Source organism: Armatimonadota bacterium, assembly GCA_025059775.1.
GTDB lineage: Bacteria > Sysuimicrobiota > Sysuimicrobiia > Sysuimicrobiales > Sysuimicrobiaceae > Sysuimicrobium.
In genome coordinates, this window is sequence record JANXCW010000002.1 from 73,808 (window position 1) to 93,164 (window position 19,357).

Genomic DNA, 19,357 nt, shown 5'->3' on the forward strand with positions numbered 1-19,357 from the left:
CTCCCTCCTAGCGCGCCCGGCGGTCCAGCACCCGGTACTGGATGGCCTCCGCGAGGTGGGCGGGCGTAATGCGCTCAGAAGCCTCCAGATCCGCGATGGTGCGAGCCACCCGGAGGATCCGGTCGTACGCGCGTGCCGTGAGTCCCAGGCGCTCGATGGCCGTCCGCAGCAGCGCTTTCCCGACCTCATCCAGTCCGCACACCTTCCGTACCACCCGGGGAGGCATCTGGGCATTCGTCCGGTACGGGGCCCCTCGGAATCGCTCCTGCTGGATGCGGCGGGCCCGCACCACCCGCTCCCGGATGACCGCGGAGGGCTCCCCAGGCTGCTCTTCCAGCAGGGCGTGCGGCGGAAGCCGCGGAACCTCCACGTGCAGATCGATGCGGTCCACGAGCGGCCCGGAGACCTTGGACTGGTAGCGACGCACCTGACCTGGCGTACAGGTACACTCCCGCACCCGGTCGCCCAGATGCCCACAGGGACACGGATTCATGGCGCAGACCAGCAGGAAGGCCGCGGGAAAGGTCACGGTGGCCGCGGCCCGGGCCAGGGTGACCCGGCCTTCCTCGATGGGCTGACGCAGAGCCTCCAGCACATCCCGGTGGAACTCCGGGAGTTCGTCCAGGAACAACACGCCCCGGTGCGCCAGGCTCGCCTCTCCGGGTTTCGGAACCGTCCCGCCGCCGAGGAGCGCCGCGGCGCTCGCGGTGTGGTGGGGGGCCCGGAAGGGCGGCCGCCGGATGAGGGTTCCCTGACGGGGCAGGACGCCCGCCACGCTGTAGATCCGCGTCACCTCCACAGCCTCCTCCCAGTTCAAAGGCGGGAGGATGGTGCTGAGCCGACGGGCCAGCATGGTCTTGCCGGACCCCGGAGGTCCCACCAGCAGCACGTTGTGCCCGCCCGCGGCCGCGATCTCCAAGGCTCTGCGGGCGTGCTCCTGGCCCCGGATCTCCGCGAAGTCCACCTCGTCCGTTGGGTCCTCCGCCTCCATCCCGTTCCCCTGGACGGGCCGCAGCGACACCTCGCCGGCTAAGAACCGCGCGGCTTCCAGGAGGTGGGACACCCCGTACACCTCCAGCCTGGGAACGACGGCGGCCTCCAGGGCATTGTCCGCGGGCACCAGGAGGCGCCGCAGGCCCATCTGGGCCGCGACGAGGGCCGCGGAGAGTACCCCGGTCACCGGCCGCACGCTCCCATCCAGGCCCAGCTCGCCCAGCAGCGCGGTTCCGTGGCTTGCCTCCGGTGGCAGCTGCCCCGTGGCCACGAGGATCCCCACCGCCATGGGGAGGTCGAACCCGCAGCCCTCCTTGCGTACGTCCGCGGGCGCCAGGTTTACGGTGATGCGGCGGGTCGGGACCTCATAGTTTGCGTTCTTGAGGGCGGCCCGCACCCGCTCCCTGGCCTCCTGGACCGCGGCGTCCGGAAGCCCTACGATGGTAAACCCTGGGAGTCCCGTGGCCACGTCCACCTGCACCGTTACGGGATAAGCCTCCAGTCCGAACACGGATGCAGAGAGGACCTGCGCCAGCATGCGCACCTCCTGCGATCCTTCCGACGGAGTGAACGTGGCGGGAGGGGATTTTTAGGGGCCGAGGGCGCGGAAAGCCGTATGGATCTCCTCCGGGTTGCGCTCAAGGGTCCGGAACGATGCGGGTTCCTGCCTCTCCTTGCACCGCCCGCACCACCGACTCCGTGGCGGCAATCACCACTCCCTTCCCGCCCGCCTCCAGGTACCGGAGAGCTGCTTCGATCTTCGGCCCCATGCTCCCGGGTGGAAAGTGGCCCTCCGCGAGGTAGCGGCGGGCCTCGGAGGCCGTCAATCGGTCAAGCCAGCGCTCCCCGGGCTTTCGGTAGTGGAGGGCCACGCCGGGCACATCCGTGGAGATGAGGAAGAGGTCGCAGGAGAGCGCGCTCGCCAGCAGCGCGGAGGTGAGGTCCTTGTCCACCACCGCCTCCACGCCCCGCAGGGAGCCGGACAGCTCCCGGATCACCGGGATGCCACCTCCTCCTGCCGCGATCACCAGGTACCCCTCCTGGAGCAGCAACCGGATGGCATCCAGCTCCATCACCTCGAGGGGTCTGGGGGAAGGAACCACGCGACGCCACCCCCGCTCCTGCCGCACCAGCACCCAGCCCGCTTGCTCCCTGAGGGAGAGGGCCTCCTCCTCGGAGTAGTAGGGTCCCACGGGCTTGGTGGGGTGGGCGAAGGCGGGATCCCGGGGATCCACCACCACCCGGGTCACCACCACGGCCACGGGCCGCCGCGACCCCGGGCGTTGGAAGGCACGCTCCAACGCTTCCGCGATGAGGTATCCGATGCTGCCCTGGGTCTGCGCGTCGAGCACATCCAGGGGAAGTCGCGGCAGCAATCCCGCCCGCGCCGCCACCTCCGACCTCAGGAGGTTGAAGCCCACTTGAGGCCCGTTCCCGTGCGTGAGGAGGAGCTTCCAGCCCTGGGCGGTGAGGGCCGCAATCTGTTCCGCGGTCTCCCGCAGGGTGCGCCGCTCCGCTTCCACGGAGACGTCCCCTTCACCCCGCAGGAGGGCGTTTCCACCCAGGGCTAACAAGGCGAACCCTGCCACACCCTTTCCTTCTCCGCGCCGCGGCGTATCCCCTCTCCGGCGCGGTATACTGGCCTGAGACCCTACGGGAGGCGTGGGTGCGCAATCGGCTCCGGGTGGTGCAGTACGGACTGGGTTCCATCGGGCTCGGCATCGCCCGGATCCTCCTCGAGCGCCCGGATGTGGAGCTGGTGGGCGCCGTGGACGTGGCGCCTGAGAAGGTGGGACGGGATCTGGGGGAACTCCTGGGCATGGACGAACTCGGCGTGCGGGTGAGCGCGGAGGGTGCCATCGCGGAGCGTGCCGATGTGGTGCTCCACGCCACCCACTCCCACCTCGCTCAGGTGGTGCCCCAGATCCTGGAGGCGGTGCGGGCGGGTGCCAACGTGATCTCCACCTGTGAGGAGCTCGTGTATCCCTGGTTCCACCACGCGCAGGAGGCGGAGCGGCTGGATGAGGCCGCCCGTGCCCGGGGCGTCACGGTGACCGGAGTAGGTGTGAACCCCGGGTTCGTCATGGACCTCCTCCCCTTGGTGCTCACCGCGGCCTGCGCGGCGGTCGGGTCCATCCGGGTGGAGCGGCGGGTGGACGTATCCCGGCGACGGGAAGCCCTCCGGCGCAAGGCCGGGGTTGGGCTTTCGGAGGAGGAGTTCTGGAGCGCCCTCGCGGAGGGGAAGGTGGGACACGTGGGTCTGGCGGAATCCGTAGCCCTCATCGGTGCGGCATTGGGCTGGCCTCTGGAGCTCATCGCGGACCACGTGGAGCCCATACGTCTTTCCGGCGTTCCGGGGGTGGCGGGCGTGCACCAGGTGGCTAGGGGACTGGTGGGCGGGGAGGAGCGCATCCGGCTGGAGCTCACCCTCGCCCTGGGTCTGACCCCTGGGGATCGGATCGTGATTCAGGGTGAGCCTTCCCTGGAGGTGGAGATCCCCGGGGGCCTCCACGGGGACGTGGCCACCTGCGCCCTCGCGGTGAACACCATCCCCCTCGTGGTCCAGGCGCCTCCCGGGCTTCGCACCATCCTCGAGCTCCCGCCCGTCCGATCCACGGGCTCCAGCAGAGCCGCCTCCTAGTTGCTTCCTTAAGCCCAGGCGGGAAGGGGAGCTGGGCCGCGGGCCCGCTCATAGGCCCGGGCCACCCGGAGGAGGATCGCCTCCCCGAACGGACGGGCCACCACCTGCAGCCCCACCGGAAGACCGGCCACGAACCCACACGGGAGGGAGAGGGCGGGGAACCCCAAGGCGTTGAAGGGATTGGTGAACCGGGTGAGGAGGGCCCGGGTGTTGTACGGCTTCCCGGCGAGGAAGGTGGTCTCCTCCTCGAGGGGTGGGGCGGGTACGGGGACCGTGGGAGCGAGGAGCACGTCCACCCGGGAGAACACCTCCTGCAGGAAGCGGCGGATCAGGACGCGGCGTACGGATCTCGCCCGCACGTAGCGCTCGCCCCCGAGGGCCAACCCCACCAGCAGCCGCTCCCGCACGTCCCGGCCGTAGGCATAGGGGGTTTCCCGCAGGGCCCGCACATGGACGGTGCTCGCCTCCACCATCAGTAGGGCCGTGGCCACCGCGGAGGCCACCTCCAACCCCTCCACCTGCACCTCCGCCACCTCCGCCCCCAGGTGCCGGAGGGTTTCCGTGGCGGCCACGACCGTGCGGGCCACGTCCGTATCCACCGCTTCCTCGAGGAAGCTCCGGAGTATTCCCACCCGGAGGCCACGAACCCTTGCGCTGCGCCCCCAGGGGATTCCGGTCAGCACCTCGAGGAGGAGGGCCACGTCCTCCACGGTGCGGGCCATAGGTCCCACGTGGTCCAGGGACCACGAGAGAGGGTAGACGCCCTGCGTGGGCAGAAGCCCGTAGGTGGGCTTGAGCCCCACGACGCCACACAGAGCCGCGGGGATCCGGATGGACCCTCCGGTATCCGTTCCCAGGGATCCGTAGATGCACCCGGTGGCGAGCGCCACCCCGCTTCCTCCGCTCGAACCACCGGGCGAGCGCGAGGGGTCCCAGGGGTTTCGGGCCGGGCCGAAGTGGGGGTTGTCGTTGGACACCCCATAAGCCCACTCGTGCAGGTGGGTCTTCCCCATGAACACGGCTCCCGCCTCCCGCAGCCGGGCCGTGACCGGGGCGTCCTCCGAGGCCACCACTTCCCTGCGGAGCGGAGAGCCGCAGGTCCAGGGGGCGCCCTCCTGCGCGATGAGGTCCTTGAGGGCGACGGGAATCCCGTGCAGGGGCCCCCACCAAGCCCCCCGCGCGGCCGCCTCCTCCGCCTCCTGGGCCCGCCGCAGGGCACCTTCCGCGTCCACGGAGAGAAAGGCCCGCAGCGCCGGGTTGATCTCCCCGATGCGCCGGAGGGCAGCCTCCACAACCTCCCGCGGGGAGATCCTCCGGTGGCGGACGGCCCGGGCCACCTGCACCAGGGAGAGCCGCAGGGGGTCCTGTGGAGGTTGCGGAGGAGCGTTCACCAGCCACTCCACGGTGCTCCCAAGCCCGGAGGGGGGCGCGCAGGCGAACTCCGCCCACTTCAGGTCCGCGGGCGGCTCGACGATCTCCATCCGCTCGAGGGGTTCCAGGCGACGCAGCACCGCATGCAGCTGCTCCGCGGCCCGGGCTTCGTCCTCGGGGGAGACCTCCAGGCCGTACCGGCGCAGGGTTTCGCGCACCAGGTGTGCCTCCGTCATGATCGCAGCTCCGCGGTATCCACCAGGATGGTGACGGGGCCGTCGTTGAAGATCTCCACCTGCATTACGGCGCCGAACATGCCCGTCCGCACGGGTACACCGAGTGCCCGCAGGGCCTCGTTGAAGGCATCGTACAGTCGTCGTGCGACATCCGGTGGGGCCGCCAGCACGAAGCTGGGGCGGTTTCCCTTGCGCACGTCTCCGTACAGGGTGAACTGGGAGATGGAGAGCACGGAGCCCCCCACTTCCAGCACGGACCGGTTCAGCTTCCCGGCTTCGTCCGGGAAGATGCGCAGCTGCGCCACCTTTCGGGCCAGTCGCCGGGCGTCCTCCTCTGTGTCCTGGACGTGCACGCCCACGAGCACCACCAGACCTCGGCCGATCTCCGCAATGCGTTCCTCCCGGACCTGGACCGCGCCCCTCAGAACCCTCTGTACCACCGCCCGCATGGTCCGGCTAGATGCCCAGGACGTGGTAGCCCGCGTCCGCGAACAGCACCTGACCCGTAACCACCCGGCTCAGGTCGCTGGCCAGGAACACCGCCACGTCCCCCACGTCCTCCGCCTCCACGGCCCGGCGGAGGGGAGCGCGCTCCGCGTACGATCGAAGGAACTCCGCGAACCCTGCCACGGCCCGGGCGGAAGCGGTCCTGATGGGACCCGCGGAGATGGCGTTCACCCGGATCCCCCGCGGCCCCAGCTCGTAGGCCAGGTACCGCACGATGCACTCCAGGGCAGCTTTCGCGGGCGCCATCACGTTGTAGTTGGGGTACACCCGGGAGCTGGCGGCAAAGGTGAGGGTCAGGACACTACTGCCCGAGGGCATCAACGGTGCCAGGGCCCTGGTGCACGCCACGAGCGAGTAGGCACTCACCTCCTGGGCCACCAGGTACCCCTCCCGGCTCGTGTCCAGGAAGCTGCCCCGCAGATCCTCGGTGCGGGCGTAGGCGATGCTGTGTACGAGGACGTGGAGCTCCCCAGGATCCTCCCGCAGGGTCTGTTGCAGCCGGGCCAGGTCCTCCTCCCGGGAGACGTCACACGCCAGGGCCCGCGCCCCTCCCAGTTCCTCCGCAAGCCTGCGGACCGTGTCCGCCTCCCGCTCTCCGAGATAGGTGAGAAAGCAACGGGCGCCCTCCCGATGGAGGGCGCGGGCGATTCCCCATGCGATGCTCCACCGGTTTGCCACCCCCATCACGAGGGCATTTTTCCCCGCAAGCAACCCCGACACGATGCCTCCCTCCGTCTGCGGTGTTAGCTGGGGACCCGCTCCACGCGGTAGACGTCCGGCACCTTGCTGATGCGCTGCATCACCGTGGTGAGCTGGCCCACGTTGCGGATGTCCAGGACGAGGTCGATGACACCCACCTTGTCCCGGCGCACCCGGGCGTTCACGCTCCGGACGTTCGTCCGGGTGTCCGCCACCGCGCTCAGAACGTCCTTGAGAAGGCCCACCCGATCCAGGGCCTCGATCTGGAGTTCCACGGGATACGTCCCGTCCTCGGACGGCTCCCACTCCACCTCCAGCAGCCGCTCGGGCTGCCGGCGGAGGTGGTGGAGGTTGGGGCAGTCGCGGCGGTGGATGGTCACTCCTCTCCCCCGGGTGATGTACCCCACCACCGCATCGCCCGGCAGGGGCATGCAGCACCGGGCCAGGGTGGTGAGCACGTTGTCCACACCCCGCACCCGCAGCCCCCGGGCTGCCGGTGCAGGCGGGGGGGCGGTCGGGGCAGGCGCGGGAAGCACCTCCGTAGGCGGCACCCCGGGTCCCTGGAGGGCCTGCACCACCTGCAACAGGGTGAGGTCACCGGTTCCCAGCGCCGCGTAGATGTCCTCCTCGCTCTGCAGCTGGAGTCGCTCCACGGCCTGGCGCAGCCGCTCTGTTTTCAGCAGCTGCCCGTGCAGTCCCAGCCGGCGCAGCTCCCGCTCCAGCAGCTCCCGGCCTCGAGCGATGTTCTCCTCCCGCTGCTGCTTGCGGAACCACTGCCGGATCTTGGTGCGGGCATTGCTGGTGACCACGAACCCCAGCCAGTCCCGGCTTGGCCCCGAAGAGGTTTTCGAGGTGAGGATCTCTACGATGTCCCCGCTCTGCAGCCGATAGCTCAGGGGAACCAGGCGCCCGTTCACCTTGGCGCCCACGCAGCGGTGGCCGATGTCCGTGTGGATGCGGTATGCGAAGTCCACGGGAGTGGCTCCCCTGGGCAGATCGATCACATCGCCCTTTGGGGTGAAGACGAAGACCTCGTTCTGGAAGAGGTCCAGCTTCACGGACCGCATGAACTCCCGGGCGTCCTGCATCTCCTGGTGCCACTCCAGGAGCTGCCGCAACCAGCTCAGCTTCTCCTCAAAGGCGCGGTCCCGGGGAACCGTGCGGCCCTCCTTGTACCGCCAGTGGGCCGCGATCCCATACTCCGCCTCCTGGTGCATCTGATGGGTACGGATCTGCACCTCCAGGGGCATGCCTCGGTAGAGCACGGTGGTGTGCAGAGACCGGTAGCCGCTGGGCTTTGGGTTTGCGATGTAGTCGTCGAACTCGCCGGGAATGGGCCGCCACAGGGAATGGATGATCCCGAGGGCCGCATAGCAGTCCTTCACCTCGTCCACGATCACCCGCACTCCCAGACGGTCGTAGATCCGGCTCAGGCCCTTCCCCTGGTACTCGGGCCGCTGCAGCTTCCGGTAGATGCTGTAGGCGTGCTTGGGACGCGCGGTGATGTTCGCGCGATCCACCCGGATCCCCGCCCGGTTCAGCTCCTGGTACAGCTCCTCCTGGACGCTCCGCAGGATCTCCTCCTGCTGCGTCTGAGCCTCCCGCAGGGCTTCCGTGATCTCCCGGTACGCCTCCGGCTCCAGGATGGCGAAGGCGAGATCCTCCAGCTCGTTCTGTACCTGTCCGATCCCCAGACGCTTCGCCAGCGGCGCGTAGATCTCCAGGGTCTCCTGGGCTTTACGGCGCTGGTGGTCCGGGGGCATGGCGGCGATGGTGCGCAGGTTGTGGAGCCGGTCCGCCAACTTGATGAGGATGATGCGGATATCCTTCGCCATGGCGAGGAGCATCTTCCGGAGGTTCTCCGCCTGACGCTCCTCCCGGCTCTTCCACTGGATCCGGCCCAGCTTGGTCACTCCGTCCACCAGGGCAGCGATTTCCTCCCCGAACTCCTGCCGGATCTCCTCCAGGGTATGCCGGGTATCCTCCGGTACGTCGTGCAACAGCCCGGCGGCTACGGTCACGGGGTCCAGACGCAAACCGGCCAGAATCTCCGCCACCGCGAGGGCGTGGTAGATGTAGGGCTCGCCGCTCCGCCGGAACTGTCCCTCGTGGGCCTCCACGGCGAATGCGTAGGCCCGCCGCAGCAGCGCGAGGTCCGCCCGTGGGTTCGCTTCCCGAACCCGCTCCACAACCCGCTGCATCTCCGGCGGCAGCGAGGGCTCCGTCTTCAGCTCCTCAAGCGCCATTCCGCTTCACCCCGCGGGAGGAGCGGCGGGACCGGCCACTCCTTCCAGGATCTCCACGGCACCCGCCCGCCGCATCCACCGGATCCCCTGCTCCAGGGCCCGTCGGATCTCCTCCCCCTCTAGAAACCGTGCGGACACCGCCAGCTCTGCCCGCTGCCGTCCCGGACGGATGGACCACTCTCCTCCTTGCTCCTCCACCACCCCAAGCTCCCGCAGGATGGCAAGCGCCGTGGGGAGCCCCTGCGCGGAGGACACGGGCCGCTTCCCCGCCCGGAGCCGCCGGTACACCTCCACCAGGGTTCTCCGCGAGGGGTATACCTCCTCCCACGCCTCCCGGATCCGCCTTCCATCTTCGGCATCGAAGGCTAGGTGCAGTGTAACACGCTCCCGGCCCGGTGCGGCACACGCCGCCTGGAGCAGGAAGAGGGCCCGAGGCTGCGGGGCACGCCACACCACGTGATCGACCCGCGTCCCCCCTTCCTCCGGTGGGGGACCCGAGCACACCAGGACCTGCAGACGGCCCAGGGAGAGCAGGGCGTGCAGGCTCCTCCGGAGGGGCTGCGGGAGGAACGGGTGGTCGTAGGCGACGCGCACCTCCGGAAAATGGGCCTGCAGGATCTCCGCGGTGCGTACCGCCTCCTGGGGACCCGCCTCGAAGATCACCACCCGCTCTCCGGAGCGCACGAGGTCCACCAAGTGCTCCAGCCCCCCTCGACCCCGGCAGTCATCGAGGATCACCTCCCAGCGCATCCCGCCCCAGTACTCCAGGACCCATCCGGCAGGCGGATCTGTCCGGGCGGACCACAGGTTCCATCGCACCGGACCGGGGTGTCGGAGCACCATCTCCGGCAGGACCACGGATTCTCCCACCAGGAGGTCCTGCGGCTTCAACAGACCCGGGTGGCGGCGGAGGTAGGAGAAGGTGGTGAAGAGCACGGGCGCGTGGGCCGCGGCGGGGTGCGGACGTATCCCGTGCCAGCATTCCGCGGGCACCCCGCAGGCCCGAAGCTTCGGCTCCCACTGCGCCCACCGGATATCCGCGAGGTCATGGGTGGGCCACGCACACACTACCCTCCTCCCCCCACGCGCCTCCTCCGCCACCCCCACCAACAGCGCCCTCCACAGGCCTCGCCCCGGACCTCCCACCAGCACTCCCCTTCCTTCCCGGGTCGCGTCCAGCCATCCCCGGAGCGGGTCCGGGAGTTGCTCCCCCTCCAGGAGCCGGAGCTCCAGCATCCCCTCCCCTCGAAGGCCGGATTCCCAGATCTCCCGCTCCACCCGAATCCGCACGCCATTCAACCCCGTCTCCAGCACGACGGCCCGATAGGATTCCCCTCGATCGAGGCCCGGGGCGATCCGGCCCGCCACCTCCGAGGGAAGGCGACCGAGGAAGCGTCCATCCTCCGTTTCCACCCGGACGGCGTACGGGTCCGTGGGATGGTCCGGCTCTCGGACGAAGCGGAGGATGTGCCCGGCAACCAGGTTAGGCGTCCCCGCCTCATCGCGGAGCTCCAGCTGGAACGAGCAGGCCCGCTCCACCCCTGCCCAGTCGGGTTCCCAGTACTCGCTGGCCCGCTCGAACAGGCGCGTCAGAATCCGCTCTGTATCCGGGGGAACCGAGGAGGTCCGCGCGGGCCGCAGGTCCTGAACCACCAGCTGGACCGCACTCCGATCTGGCCCGGAAGACGGCTCCACGGAGGCCGCCACGTCCACCTGCGGGGCCGAAAGGGCAAGACGTTCCGCCCGGTCCCCGAGCCCGAAGGCGATGCCCACCACGCGGCGGGTGCCGTCGGAAAGCCAAAGGCGCAGGTGGCTGGCATTGGCCCCCACAGGGCGGCTTTCCAGTACCCGGAGGCCGCGCAGGGCGAACACCGGACGGGGGTTCCCCACCCCGTGGGGTTCTAGGATTCGGAGGGCCTCCAGGAAGCGGTCGTCGAGCTCCGCAAGCGTGAGCTCCGCGTCCAGGTCCACGGTGGGGAGGAGGTCCTGAGGCTGAACCCAAGCCCGCACCGCCTCCTCGAACCGATCCCGGAAGGCCTCCAGGCGGTCGGTCAGAAGGCTTACACCCGCGGCCTGGGCGTGCCCTCCGAACGCCTCCAGCAAGGGTGCACAGGCCCGCAGGGCCTCCACGAGGTTCACCTCCGGGATGCTGCGGCCGCTTCCCCGGGCGATCCTCTCCCCCACGCTCAGCAGGATGGTAGGTCGGTAGAAGGTCTCCCGGACCTTGCCCGCGGCGATCCCCAGCACCCCCGGGTGCCAGGGTCCCCACAGGACCAGTGTGGCACGGTTCGGGGGATCCAAGGCCTGGGCGGCTTTCACCGCATCCTCCACCACCTCGTCCTGCACCCGCTGGCGCCTCTGGTTGAGGGCCTCCAGCTCCGCGCTCAGCCGTGCTGCCTCTTCCGGATCCTCCGTGAGGAGGAGATCCAGGGAGAGCTGGGCGGATTCCAGCCGGCCGCTCGCGTTGAGCCGGGGCGCCAGGCGCCACACCACGTCGTCCGCGGTCAGGCGGTCCGCTAAGCCCGCGGCCCGCAGGAGGGCCTGCAATCCCGGAAGGGAGGTGGTGGACATCCGGGCGAGGCCCGCCTTGGCGAGCATCCGGTTGGGGCCCACCAGGGGAACCATATCCGCCAGGGTACCGATGGCCGCGAGCTCCACCAGGGCTTCTCCCCCTCCCGTTCCCCCACGGGATTCCAGGAGTCGCACGAGCAGCCACGCGAGCCCGGCGGCGCAGTACTCCCGAAAGGATCCGGTGCCCAGCTTGGGATCCACCAGGGCATCCGCGGCGGGGAGGATGGGGGGAGGCTCGTGGTGATCCAACACCACTACCCGCATCCCCCGGCGGCGGGCGAGGGCGACTTCCTCCACCGCGGTGATCCCGCAATCCACCGCTACGAGCAGGCGGGCACCGCCTGCGACGATGCGATCCACGGCCTGGACGGAGAGGCCGTACCCCTCCTGGAGGCGGTGGGGGATATACGGGGCCACCCGTGCGCCCATGGCCCGCAGGCCACGCACGAGGACGGCACAGGCACACACCCCATCCGCGTCATAGTCCCCGTAAACCACAATGGGGTCCTTGCGCACCGTCGCCTCCTCCACCAGGGAGGCCGCCTCCGCCATACCGGGGATGTGTTCTGGATCGGGAAGGTCCCGGAGATCCGCCCGCAGGAAAGCCCGGATCTCCTCCTCCGTGCGGCAGCCCCGTCGCAGGAGGACCTGCACGAGAACGGGGGGCAAATCGAGCCGATGGGCGAGGACCTGGCAGAGGGAATCCGGGTCCGGGAGGCGCCACCGGGAGGGAGGCGGGGAGCCCTCAGAGCTTGCGCGTAGGCTCCGCATCGCCTCCTGGGAGAGGCTCCGTTGAGAGGGCCGTGGGGGTTCGCCTCAGGCGTTCCAGACGTCCCACCCGGCCGTGAAGCAGGAGGTTGCTCACCAACAGGGGGACGCCGAGGATGCCCGCCCCGACGAACAGGGCTGCCACGATGGCGCTGGGGATGGGGCCCTGGAAGGCCACCCACGGGCCCCACCGCACGGACACCGTCTCCGTAGTCTGCAGGTTGCTAAGGACCACGCCCACCGCGAGGAGGGCAAGCACGGAGAGGGCCACCAGGAACACCCGCATCCGGTGCTTTGGATGCTAGCACGGGCCGCGCAACGGGTCAAACGCGAGAGGTGCGGCGGCCACGGCGGGATCCCGCCTCCACCGTCTCTGCCCGGGCGCTGGACGGAGCCCCGGGTGCGACCAAGGCCATGCGCTCCCCCCGCACCGCGAGGTCCACGAGAAGGGGGCTTGCAACCCCGATGGAGGAGTAGGCGCCCGTGAGGACCGCCACGCACAGGCCGAAGGCGAAGTCTCGGATGGTGGGCCCTCCGAACACGTACACGGCTCCGATGGCAAGCAGGGTGGTGGCGCTGGTCCCCAGGGACCGCACCAGGGACTCCAGGATGCTGCGGTTCACGAGTTCCGGGAAGGGCTCCCGGGTGCGCAGGTTGAGGTTCTCCCGGATGCGGTCGAAGACCACGATGGTATCGTTGATGCTGTAGCCCACCACCGTGAGGAGGACCGCCACAAAAGCGCTGTCCACCGTGGCCCGGGTGAGGGCAAACGCCCCCAGGACCACCAGTACGTCATGCACCAGGGCCACGTCCGCGGCGAGGGCGTAGTGCCAGGAGCGGAACCGGATCGTCACGTAGACCACCTGGAGGATCAGGCCGATCACCACCCCGAGGATGGCGATGTTGCGCAGCTCCCGGCCGATCTTGGGCCCCACGTCGTCCACGCTGAGCACCATGAACGGGCCCACTCCACGACGTAGGGCCCCCAGCACCTGGTTGCGCTCCGCGGCACTCAGGTATCTGGTTCGAATCGAGACATCGCCGGTCCCCGGCGTCTGCTGGATCATCGCCTCCCCAAGCCGGAGCGGGGTTAGGACGGAGCGCACCCTGCCGGTGGTCACGGTGCGATCCTCGAACCGCAGGAGGAGCAGGGTTCCTCCCGTGAAGTCCACACCCCAGTTGAGGGGCGGACGTCCCACAGCCATGTTGCCGGCCAGGGCCGCTCCCGCGAGGAGGACGACGAGCAGGGAGGCCAGGTACAGGTAGCGGCGGTGTCCGATGAGATCCCAGCGTTTCATGCCGCCGCCTCCACGCGGGGCAACCGCGCCATGCGCACAAACCACCCTGCAAGCCCCGTGTCCACGCACAGCTCCACCAGCCAGCGGGTCACGAAGACCGCGGTGAACACACTCACCAGAACCCCGATCACCAGGGTGACCGCGAAGCCCCGGATGGGTCCGCTTCCCAGCCACAGCAGCACGGCGGCGCCGATCAAGGTGGTGGCGTTGCTGTCGACGATGGTTGCGAGGGCGCGCCGCCAGCCCGTGGCGATGGCCGTCCGCAACGGCTTACCCATCCGGAGCTCCTCTTTGACCTTCTCGAAGATGATCACGTTGCCGTCCACCGCCATCCCCAGGCTCAGGATGAGGCCGGCGATGCCGGGCAGGGTCAGGGTGGCGCTCAGTGCGGTGAATACGCCGAGGACCGAGAGGGCGTAGATCCCCAGAGCCACGGAGGCCAGCAGCCCTCCAAGGCCGTAGTAGGAGACCAGGAGGAGGACCACCATGGCCGCGGCGATCCATCCCGCCCGCAGGCTGCGCTCAATGGAGTCCCGCCCCAGGGTAGGTCCCACCGTACGCTCCTCCACAGGCTGGACGGGGACGGGGAGGGCTCCCCCCCGCAGCAGGATGGCGAGGTCCCGGGCCTGGTCCGAGGTGAAGTTCCCCTCGATCACCCCCTCCCCGGGGATCCGGGCCCGGATGACGGGCGAACTGATCACCCGGTTGTCGAGGACGATGGTGAGGTACTCGCCGATGCTGCGGCCCGTATGCTCCTCAAACTTCTTTGCACCCTCCCCTCCGAACCGGAAGCGCACCACCCAGTTCAATCCCTGCGGATCCAGCTCCGCCCGCGCGTCCCGCAGGTCCGCACCCGTCACCACCACCTTCTTGGGGAGGGAGACCACGCGGCCATCGGGAAGCCGCACCCGGCGGTTGCCCGGAAGCCACTCCGCGCCCTCCGGAAGGCTCTGGTGGTCCGTGTCCACGAACTCCAGCAGGGCCGTGCGGCCGATGAGCTCCTTGGCCCGCTGTGGGTCCTGAAGCCCTGGGAACTCCACGATGATGCGGTCCGCGCCCTGGCGCTGCAGGAGCGGCTCCGCGATCCCCAGGGCGTCGATGCGGCGCTCGATGACCCGCATGGCGGCGTCCACCTTGTCCGGGGTAACCTGCACACCCGGACGTGGCTGGGCCTCCAGCACGATGCGGGTGCCGCCCTGCAGGTCCAAGCCCAACCGGAGGTGGGGCCGCGGGGGATGGAGCACGGGTCTCCACCCATCCCACGCCAGGGGTTGGAAGGTCACCTGAAATGCCCCGAGGACGAGGGCCAGGAGGATCAACACGCGCAGGGGATATCCTCGCAACGGTCTCGCTCCTTCGGATCAAGTCGCGCCCATTATACTCCATCCACCCGTTCCACAATCACCGCGATCCCCTGCCCCACCCCGATGCACATGGTGGCAAGCCCGTATCGGGCCTGCCGGCGGCGCAGCTCCCACACCAGGGTGGTGAGGATGCGGGCCCCGCTACATCCGAGCGGATGTCCCAGGGCGATGGCCCCGCCGTTGGAGTTCACCCGTTCGAGATCCAATCCCAGCTCCCGCACACACGCCAGCACCTGTGCGGCGAACGCCTCGTTGAGCTCCACGAGATCCACATCCTCCAGCCGCAGCCCCGCCCGCCGGAGGGCCTTGCGTACCGCGGGCACGGGGCCGAGCCCCATGACCGCGGGGTCCACACCGGCTACCGCGCTGGCCACGATCCGGGCCATGGGCCGGAGCCTCGCGCAGGTGCGGGCGTCCACGAGCAACAGGGCCGCGGCTCCGTCGTTGAGCCCGGAGCTGTTGCCCGCGGTCACGGTTCCATCCCGGCGGAAGGCGGGACGGAGGGCGGCGAGCCGCTCCAGGGTGACATCCGGGCGAGGGTGCTCGTCCTGGTCCACCACCACCGGCTCTTGCTTGCCGGGGAGGATCACGGGCACCAGCTCGTCCCGGAATCGGCCCTCCGCAAGGGCACGGGCTGTCCGCCGCTGGCTCTCCAGCGCGTATCGGTCCTGCTCCTCCCGGGTAATCCCGTACCGCTCCGCCACGATCTCCGCGGTCTCCCCCAGGGCCATGGCCACGCCCGGCCACTTCTCCACCAGCCGCGGGTTGGAGAAGCGAGGTCCTAGGGTGGTGTCGTAGACCTCGAACCGACGACTCCACGGCTCCTGGGATTTCGCCACCACGAAGGGCGCGCGGGTCATACTTTCCACCCCGCCCGCGATGACCACATCCGCTTCCCCGCACCGGATGGCGTGAAACGCACTCACCACCGCCTGCAGCCCGCTCCCACACAACCGGTTTACCGTCTGGCCCGGAACCTCTGGGGGAAGCCCCGCCTGCAGCAAGGCCATCCGGGCCACGTTCCGACCGTCTTCACCCGCCTGATTGGCGCATCCCAGGATCACGTCGTCCACGCGACCGGGATCCACGCCCGTCCGCTGGAGGAGGGCGGAGATCACCACCGCGGCGAGATCGTCCGGCCGTACGTCCCGCAGGGCGCCCCCGTATCGCCCGATGGGGGTGCGCACCGCGTCCACGATCACCACATCCCGCATGCGCAGCTCCTAGCGGCCCGTGAAGTGCGGCGATCGCTTCTCCCAAAATGCCCGAAGGCCCTCCCGGTAGTCCTCCGTTCGGCTGGCCACCTTCTGCAGCATGGCCTCGTAGTCCAGAACGGAGGTGAGATCCCCATCGAGGGAGCGCAGCAGGGCCCGCTTCAGCAGACCGTAGGCACGGGTGGGACCCCGTGCGAGCCGGCGTGCCACTTCACCTGCCCGATCCTGGAGCTCGTCCGCGGGCACCACCCAGTTCACCAGTCCCCACCGCAAGGCCTCCTCTGCACGGAGGGACTCGGGGAGGGCGCACAGTTCAAAGGTTCTGCCCAGACCTACCAGGCGGGGGAGGAAATACGTGGTCCCCGCATCCGGTACCAGGCCCACTTGGACAAAGGCGGTGAGGAATCGGGCGTCCTCGGAGGCCATCCGGAGGTCACACGCCAGAGCCAGGCTCCACCCCGCCCCCGCGGCCACCCCGTTCACCGCCGCCAGCACCGGCTTTTCCATCCGCCGCAGGTGCAGGACCAGGGGGTTGACGTGCTCCCGGAGGTAGTCCAGCACATCCTGTTCCTGCAGCTCTCCCAGGTCCTGGCCCGCGCAGAAGGCCTTCCCAGCCCCCGTCAGCACCAGACAGCGCACCTGGGCATCCTGCTCCGCCGCACGGAGGGCCGCCCGGAGGTCTGCGAGCATCTGCCGGTTGAGGGCGTTGTGGACCTCGGGCCGGTTCAGGGTCAGGGTGGCGACCCCTTCTCGAACCTCGTACTGCACGCTCCCACGGGACATGCGCGCCTCCTCACACCTTCCGTAGGGCATCCAGGTACCGGCGCAGCTTCTGCTCCCGGGTGCGGGCCTCCCACAGTTTCTCCTCCTCCGCCCGCACCACCTCCGGGGGGGCCTTCTGCTGGAACTCGGGGTTCTGGAGCTTGCGGGCCAGCCGCTCCTGCTCCCGGACGAGGACGTCCAGTTCCCGGTGCACCCGATCCCAGAGGGCCTGACTCTGCGGGGCCTCCAGGGGGATGTACAGCTCCACGGCTCCCGCAAGGCCCAGGGCCGCGGGGTGCGGCCGGGGTGCGTCAGCGGGCAGAAGCTCCAGACGCTCCACCCGGGCCAAGGACTGGAGGTAGGGTTGCAGCTGGGCGAACAGCTCCCGCTCCGCCCTGGGAGCAAACACCTGCACATGCACCCCCTGGTGCGGCCCTAAGCCGAGGTCCGTCCGCAGGCTCCGGATCTCCCGCACAGCCTCCTGAAAGAGCCCCATGTTCCGCTCCACCTCCTCCCGCACGCGACGCGGGTCGCTGCGAGGCCAGGGTCCCAGCATCAAGGTCTCGCCCCGGTGCGGCAGGCTCCGGAACACCTCCTCCGTGAGGAAGGGCATAATGGGGTGCAGCAGCCGCATGGTCTCCAGGAGGACGTGCCACAGCACATAACGGGCGGTGCGCGCCGCTTCCCCCCCCGCCGCCAAATCCACCTTGCTCATCTCCAGATACCAGTCGCAGTACTCGTCCCACACGAACCGGTAGAGGGTGCGGGCGGCCTCATCGAACGCATAGGTCTCGTAGGCCCGGGTCACGGCCTGGATCGTGCGCTCCATCCGGCTGAGGATCCATACCTCCGGCATCCCGTAGCGCAGGGAGGCAGGGTCCACCTGGGTGGGGTCCTCCGAGGCGAGGTTCCGGTGCACGAACCGGGCCGCGTTCCAGATCTTGTTCGCAAAGGTGCGCACGTCCGCGATCATCTTCTCGTCAAAGCGCATGTCCTGCTGGGCCGCAGAACACCGGGAGGTGAGGGCAAACCGGAGGGCATCGGCGCCGTACTTCTCGATCACCACCATGGGATCGATGCCCGTACCCAAGGATTTGCTCATGCGGCGGCCGTGGATGTCGTGCACCGTAGGGTGGATGTACACGTCCCGGAAGGGCACCTCATCCAGGAACTCCAGCCCAAACATGATCATGCGGCATACCCACAGGAAGATGATCCCCCGGTCCGTGATGAGGACGCTCGTGGGATAAAAGTAGCGCAGGTCCTCCGTCTCCCGCGGCCAACCCAGGGTTGCGAGCGGCCAGAGGGCGGAGCTGAACCAGGTGTCCAGCACGTCCGGATCCTGCTGCCAGGCCCTCCCGCCACATTGCCCGCACGCGAACGGCTCCACCTTCGAGGCCACCTGGTCTCCGCAGCCCGTGCAGTTCCACACGGGGATCCGGTGGCCCCACCACAGCTGCCGGCTGATGACCCACGGACGGATCCCCTCCAGCCAGTCCAGGGCCACCCGGGTCCACCGTTCCGGGTGGAACCGCACCCGTCCCGCCTGGATGGCCTCCGCAGTACGCCGGGCCATGTCCCGGACATCCAGGAACCACTGATCCGTGATGTAGGGCTCGATCACCGTGTGGCACCGGTCGCACTTCCCTACCCGGGTTCGGTAAGGCTCCGTCCGCACCAGCAATCCCTGCATCTCCAGGGCCCGGACCACCCGGCCGCGGGCCTCGAACCGGTCCAGCCCTACGAACTTCGGAGCCAGCTCGTTCATGCGGCCGCCCTCGTCCAGGGCCACGAGGACCGCAAGCCCGTGGTCCCGACCGATCTCGTAGTCGAGGGGATCGTGGCCCGGGGTGATCTTCACCGCGCCCGTCCCAAGGGCGGGATCCACCCGGCGATCTGCGATGACGGGCACCGGACGGTTCACGAGGGGTACCAGTACCTCCTTCCCCACCAGATCCCGGTACCGCTCATCATCCGGGTGGACCGCCACCGCCACGTCCGCGAAGATGGTCTCGGGTCGCTGGGTGGCCACCACCACGTCCGGAGCGTTATGTACGGACCGGTAGCGCACGTACCAGAGGTGGCTTTCTACCTCCTCATACTCCACCTCCAGGTCGGAGATGGCGGTGCGGCAGCGGGGGCACCAGTTCACCATGTGCTTGCCCCGGTAGATGAGGCCCTTGCGGTAGAGGCGCACGAAGGCCTCCAGCACCGCGTCGTAGTAGGGCGGGTCGAGGGTGAAGACCCTGCGATCCCAGTCGCAGGAGACGCCCAGCCGCTCCAGCTGCGCGTAGATGATGCTCCCGTATTTCCGGACCCATGCCCACACCCGCTCCTCAAACCCCTCCCGGCCCAGATCCTCCCGCCGCAGACCCTCCTTGGCCAGTTCCCGCTCCACCACGTTCTGGGTGGCGATCCCCGCGTGGTCTGTACCGGGCTGATAGAGGGCGCAGCGGCCCCGCATACGCTGAAATCGGGTGAGGATGTCCTGCAGGGTGTTGTTGAGGGCGTGCCCGATGTGCAGCTCCCCCGTGACGTTCGGGAGCGGCATCATGACCGCCCAGGGAGGTCTGGTGGGATCGGGTCTGGCCCGGAAGTACCCGGCAGCCTTCCACGCCGCGTACAGCCGCGTCTCCACGGGACCGGGCTCGTAGACCTTCGGGAGCTCCTGGATGGCCATCCTTCCC

14 protein-coding genes are annotated in these 19,357 nt (G+C 69.4%); 1 reads left to right on the forward strand and 13 read right to left on the reverse strand.

The features are described 5' to 3' along the window. Positions 1–7: 7 nt before the first annotated feature. Positions 8–1,531 carry a YifB family Mg chelatase-like AAA ATPase gene (locus N0A24_01835; protein ID MCS7172148.1) on the reverse strand — a complete coding sequence of 508 codons (1,524 nt, stop codon included), beginning with the start codon at positions 1,529–1,531 and terminating at the stop codon, positions 8–10. 100 nt (positions 1,532–1,631) lie between these two features. Beyond that, entirely contained in the window at positions 1,632–2,582 is a 951-nt protein-coding gene (locus N0A24_01840) for a carbamate kinase (GenBank protein ID MCS7172149.1), read from the reverse strand. A 77-nt stretch (positions 2,583–2,659) separates the two neighbouring features. Here N0A24_01840 and N0A24_01845 point away from each other — a divergent pair, with 77 nt between their 5' ends. Continuing rightward, the gene (locus tag N0A24_01845; protein ID MCS7172150.1) at positions 2,660–3,634 is read left to right on the forward strand and encodes a dihydrodipicolinate reductase; all 975 of its coding nucleotides are present in this window, start codon (positions 2,660–2,662) and stop codon (positions 3,632–3,634) included. 8 nt (positions 3,635–3,642) lie between these two features. Here N0A24_01845 and N0A24_01850 read toward each other — a convergent pair whose 3' ends face one another. The 11 genes from N0A24_01850 to N0A24_01900 are packed head-to-tail and all read right to left on the reverse strand — an operon-like array spanning position 3,643 to position 19,350. After that, a complete protein-coding gene (locus N0A24_01850) occupies positions 3,643–5,241 on the reverse strand; it encodes an amidase (GenBank protein ID MCS7172151.1) in 1,599 nt (532 codons plus the stop codon). After that, complete coding sequence (gene dtd / locus N0A24_01855) at positions 5,238–5,690, reverse strand: D-aminoacyl-tRNA deacylase (protein ID MCS7172152.1); 453 nt, start codon at positions 5,688–5,690, stop codon at positions 5,238–5,240. Before dtd ends, N0A24_01850 begins: the two co-directional genes overlap by 4 nt. A 7-nt stretch (positions 5,691–5,697) precedes the next feature. After that, a complete protein-coding gene (locus N0A24_01860; protein ID MCS7172153.1) occupies positions 5,698–6,432 on the reverse strand; it encodes an enoyl-ACP reductase in 735 nt (244 codons plus the stop codon). Between the two features lie 59 nt (positions 6,433–6,491). Continuing rightward, positions 6,492–8,648, reverse strand: coding sequence for a bifunctional (p)ppGpp synthetase/guanosine-3',5'-bis(diphosphate) 3'-pyrophosphohydrolase (locus tag N0A24_01865; GenBank protein MCS7172154.1), 2,157 nt, complete (start codon positions 8,646–8,648; stop codon positions 6,492–6,494). A 51-nt stretch (positions 8,649–8,699) separates the two neighbouring features. Beyond that, positions 8,700–12,035 (reverse strand): single-stranded-DNA-specific exonuclease RecJ, encoded by a 3,336-nt coding sequence (gene recJ / locus N0A24_01870; protein ID MCS7172155.1) that lies wholly within the window; start codon positions 12,033–12,035, stop codon positions 8,700–8,702. Then, positions 12,010–12,318 carry a hypothetical protein gene (locus N0A24_01875; protein MCS7172156.1) on the reverse strand — a complete coding sequence of 103 codons (309 nt, stop codon included), beginning with the start codon at positions 12,316–12,318 and terminating at the stop codon, positions 12,010–12,012. Before N0A24_01875 ends, recJ begins: the two co-directional genes overlap by 26 nt. Positions 12,319–12,355: 37 nt before the next feature. Continuing rightward, a complete protein-coding gene (gene secF, locus N0A24_01880) occupies positions 12,356–13,330 on the reverse strand; it encodes a protein translocase subunit SecF (GenBank protein MCS7172157.1) in 975 nt (324 codons plus the stop codon). Next, positions 13,327–14,673: a protein translocase subunit SecD gene (gene secD / locus N0A24_01885; protein MCS7172158.1), complete on the reverse strand. Its 1,347-nt coding sequence runs from the start codon at positions 14,671–14,673 to the stop codon at positions 13,327–13,329. The genes secF and secD overlap by 4 nt, the downstream gene beginning before the upstream one ends. Positions 14,674–14,705: 32 nt before the next feature. Then, positions 14,706–15,908 carry a thiolase family protein gene (locus tag N0A24_01890; protein ID MCS7172159.1) on the reverse strand — a complete coding sequence of 401 codons (1,203 nt, stop codon included), beginning with the start codon at positions 15,906–15,908 and terminating at the stop codon, positions 14,706–14,708. Positions 15,909–15,917: 9 nt separating this feature from the next. Continuing rightward, positions 15,918–16,691 carry an enoyl-CoA hydratase-related protein gene (locus N0A24_01895; protein ID MCS7172160.1) on the reverse strand — a complete coding sequence of 258 codons (774 nt, stop codon included), beginning with the start codon at positions 16,689–16,691 and terminating at the stop codon, positions 15,918–15,920. Between the two features lie 10 nt (positions 16,692–16,701). Further along, entirely contained in the window at positions 16,702–19,350 is a 2,649-nt protein-coding gene (locus tag N0A24_01900; GenBank protein ID MCS7172161.1) for a valine--tRNA ligase, read from the reverse strand. Positions 19,351–19,357: the final 7 nt, after the last annotated feature.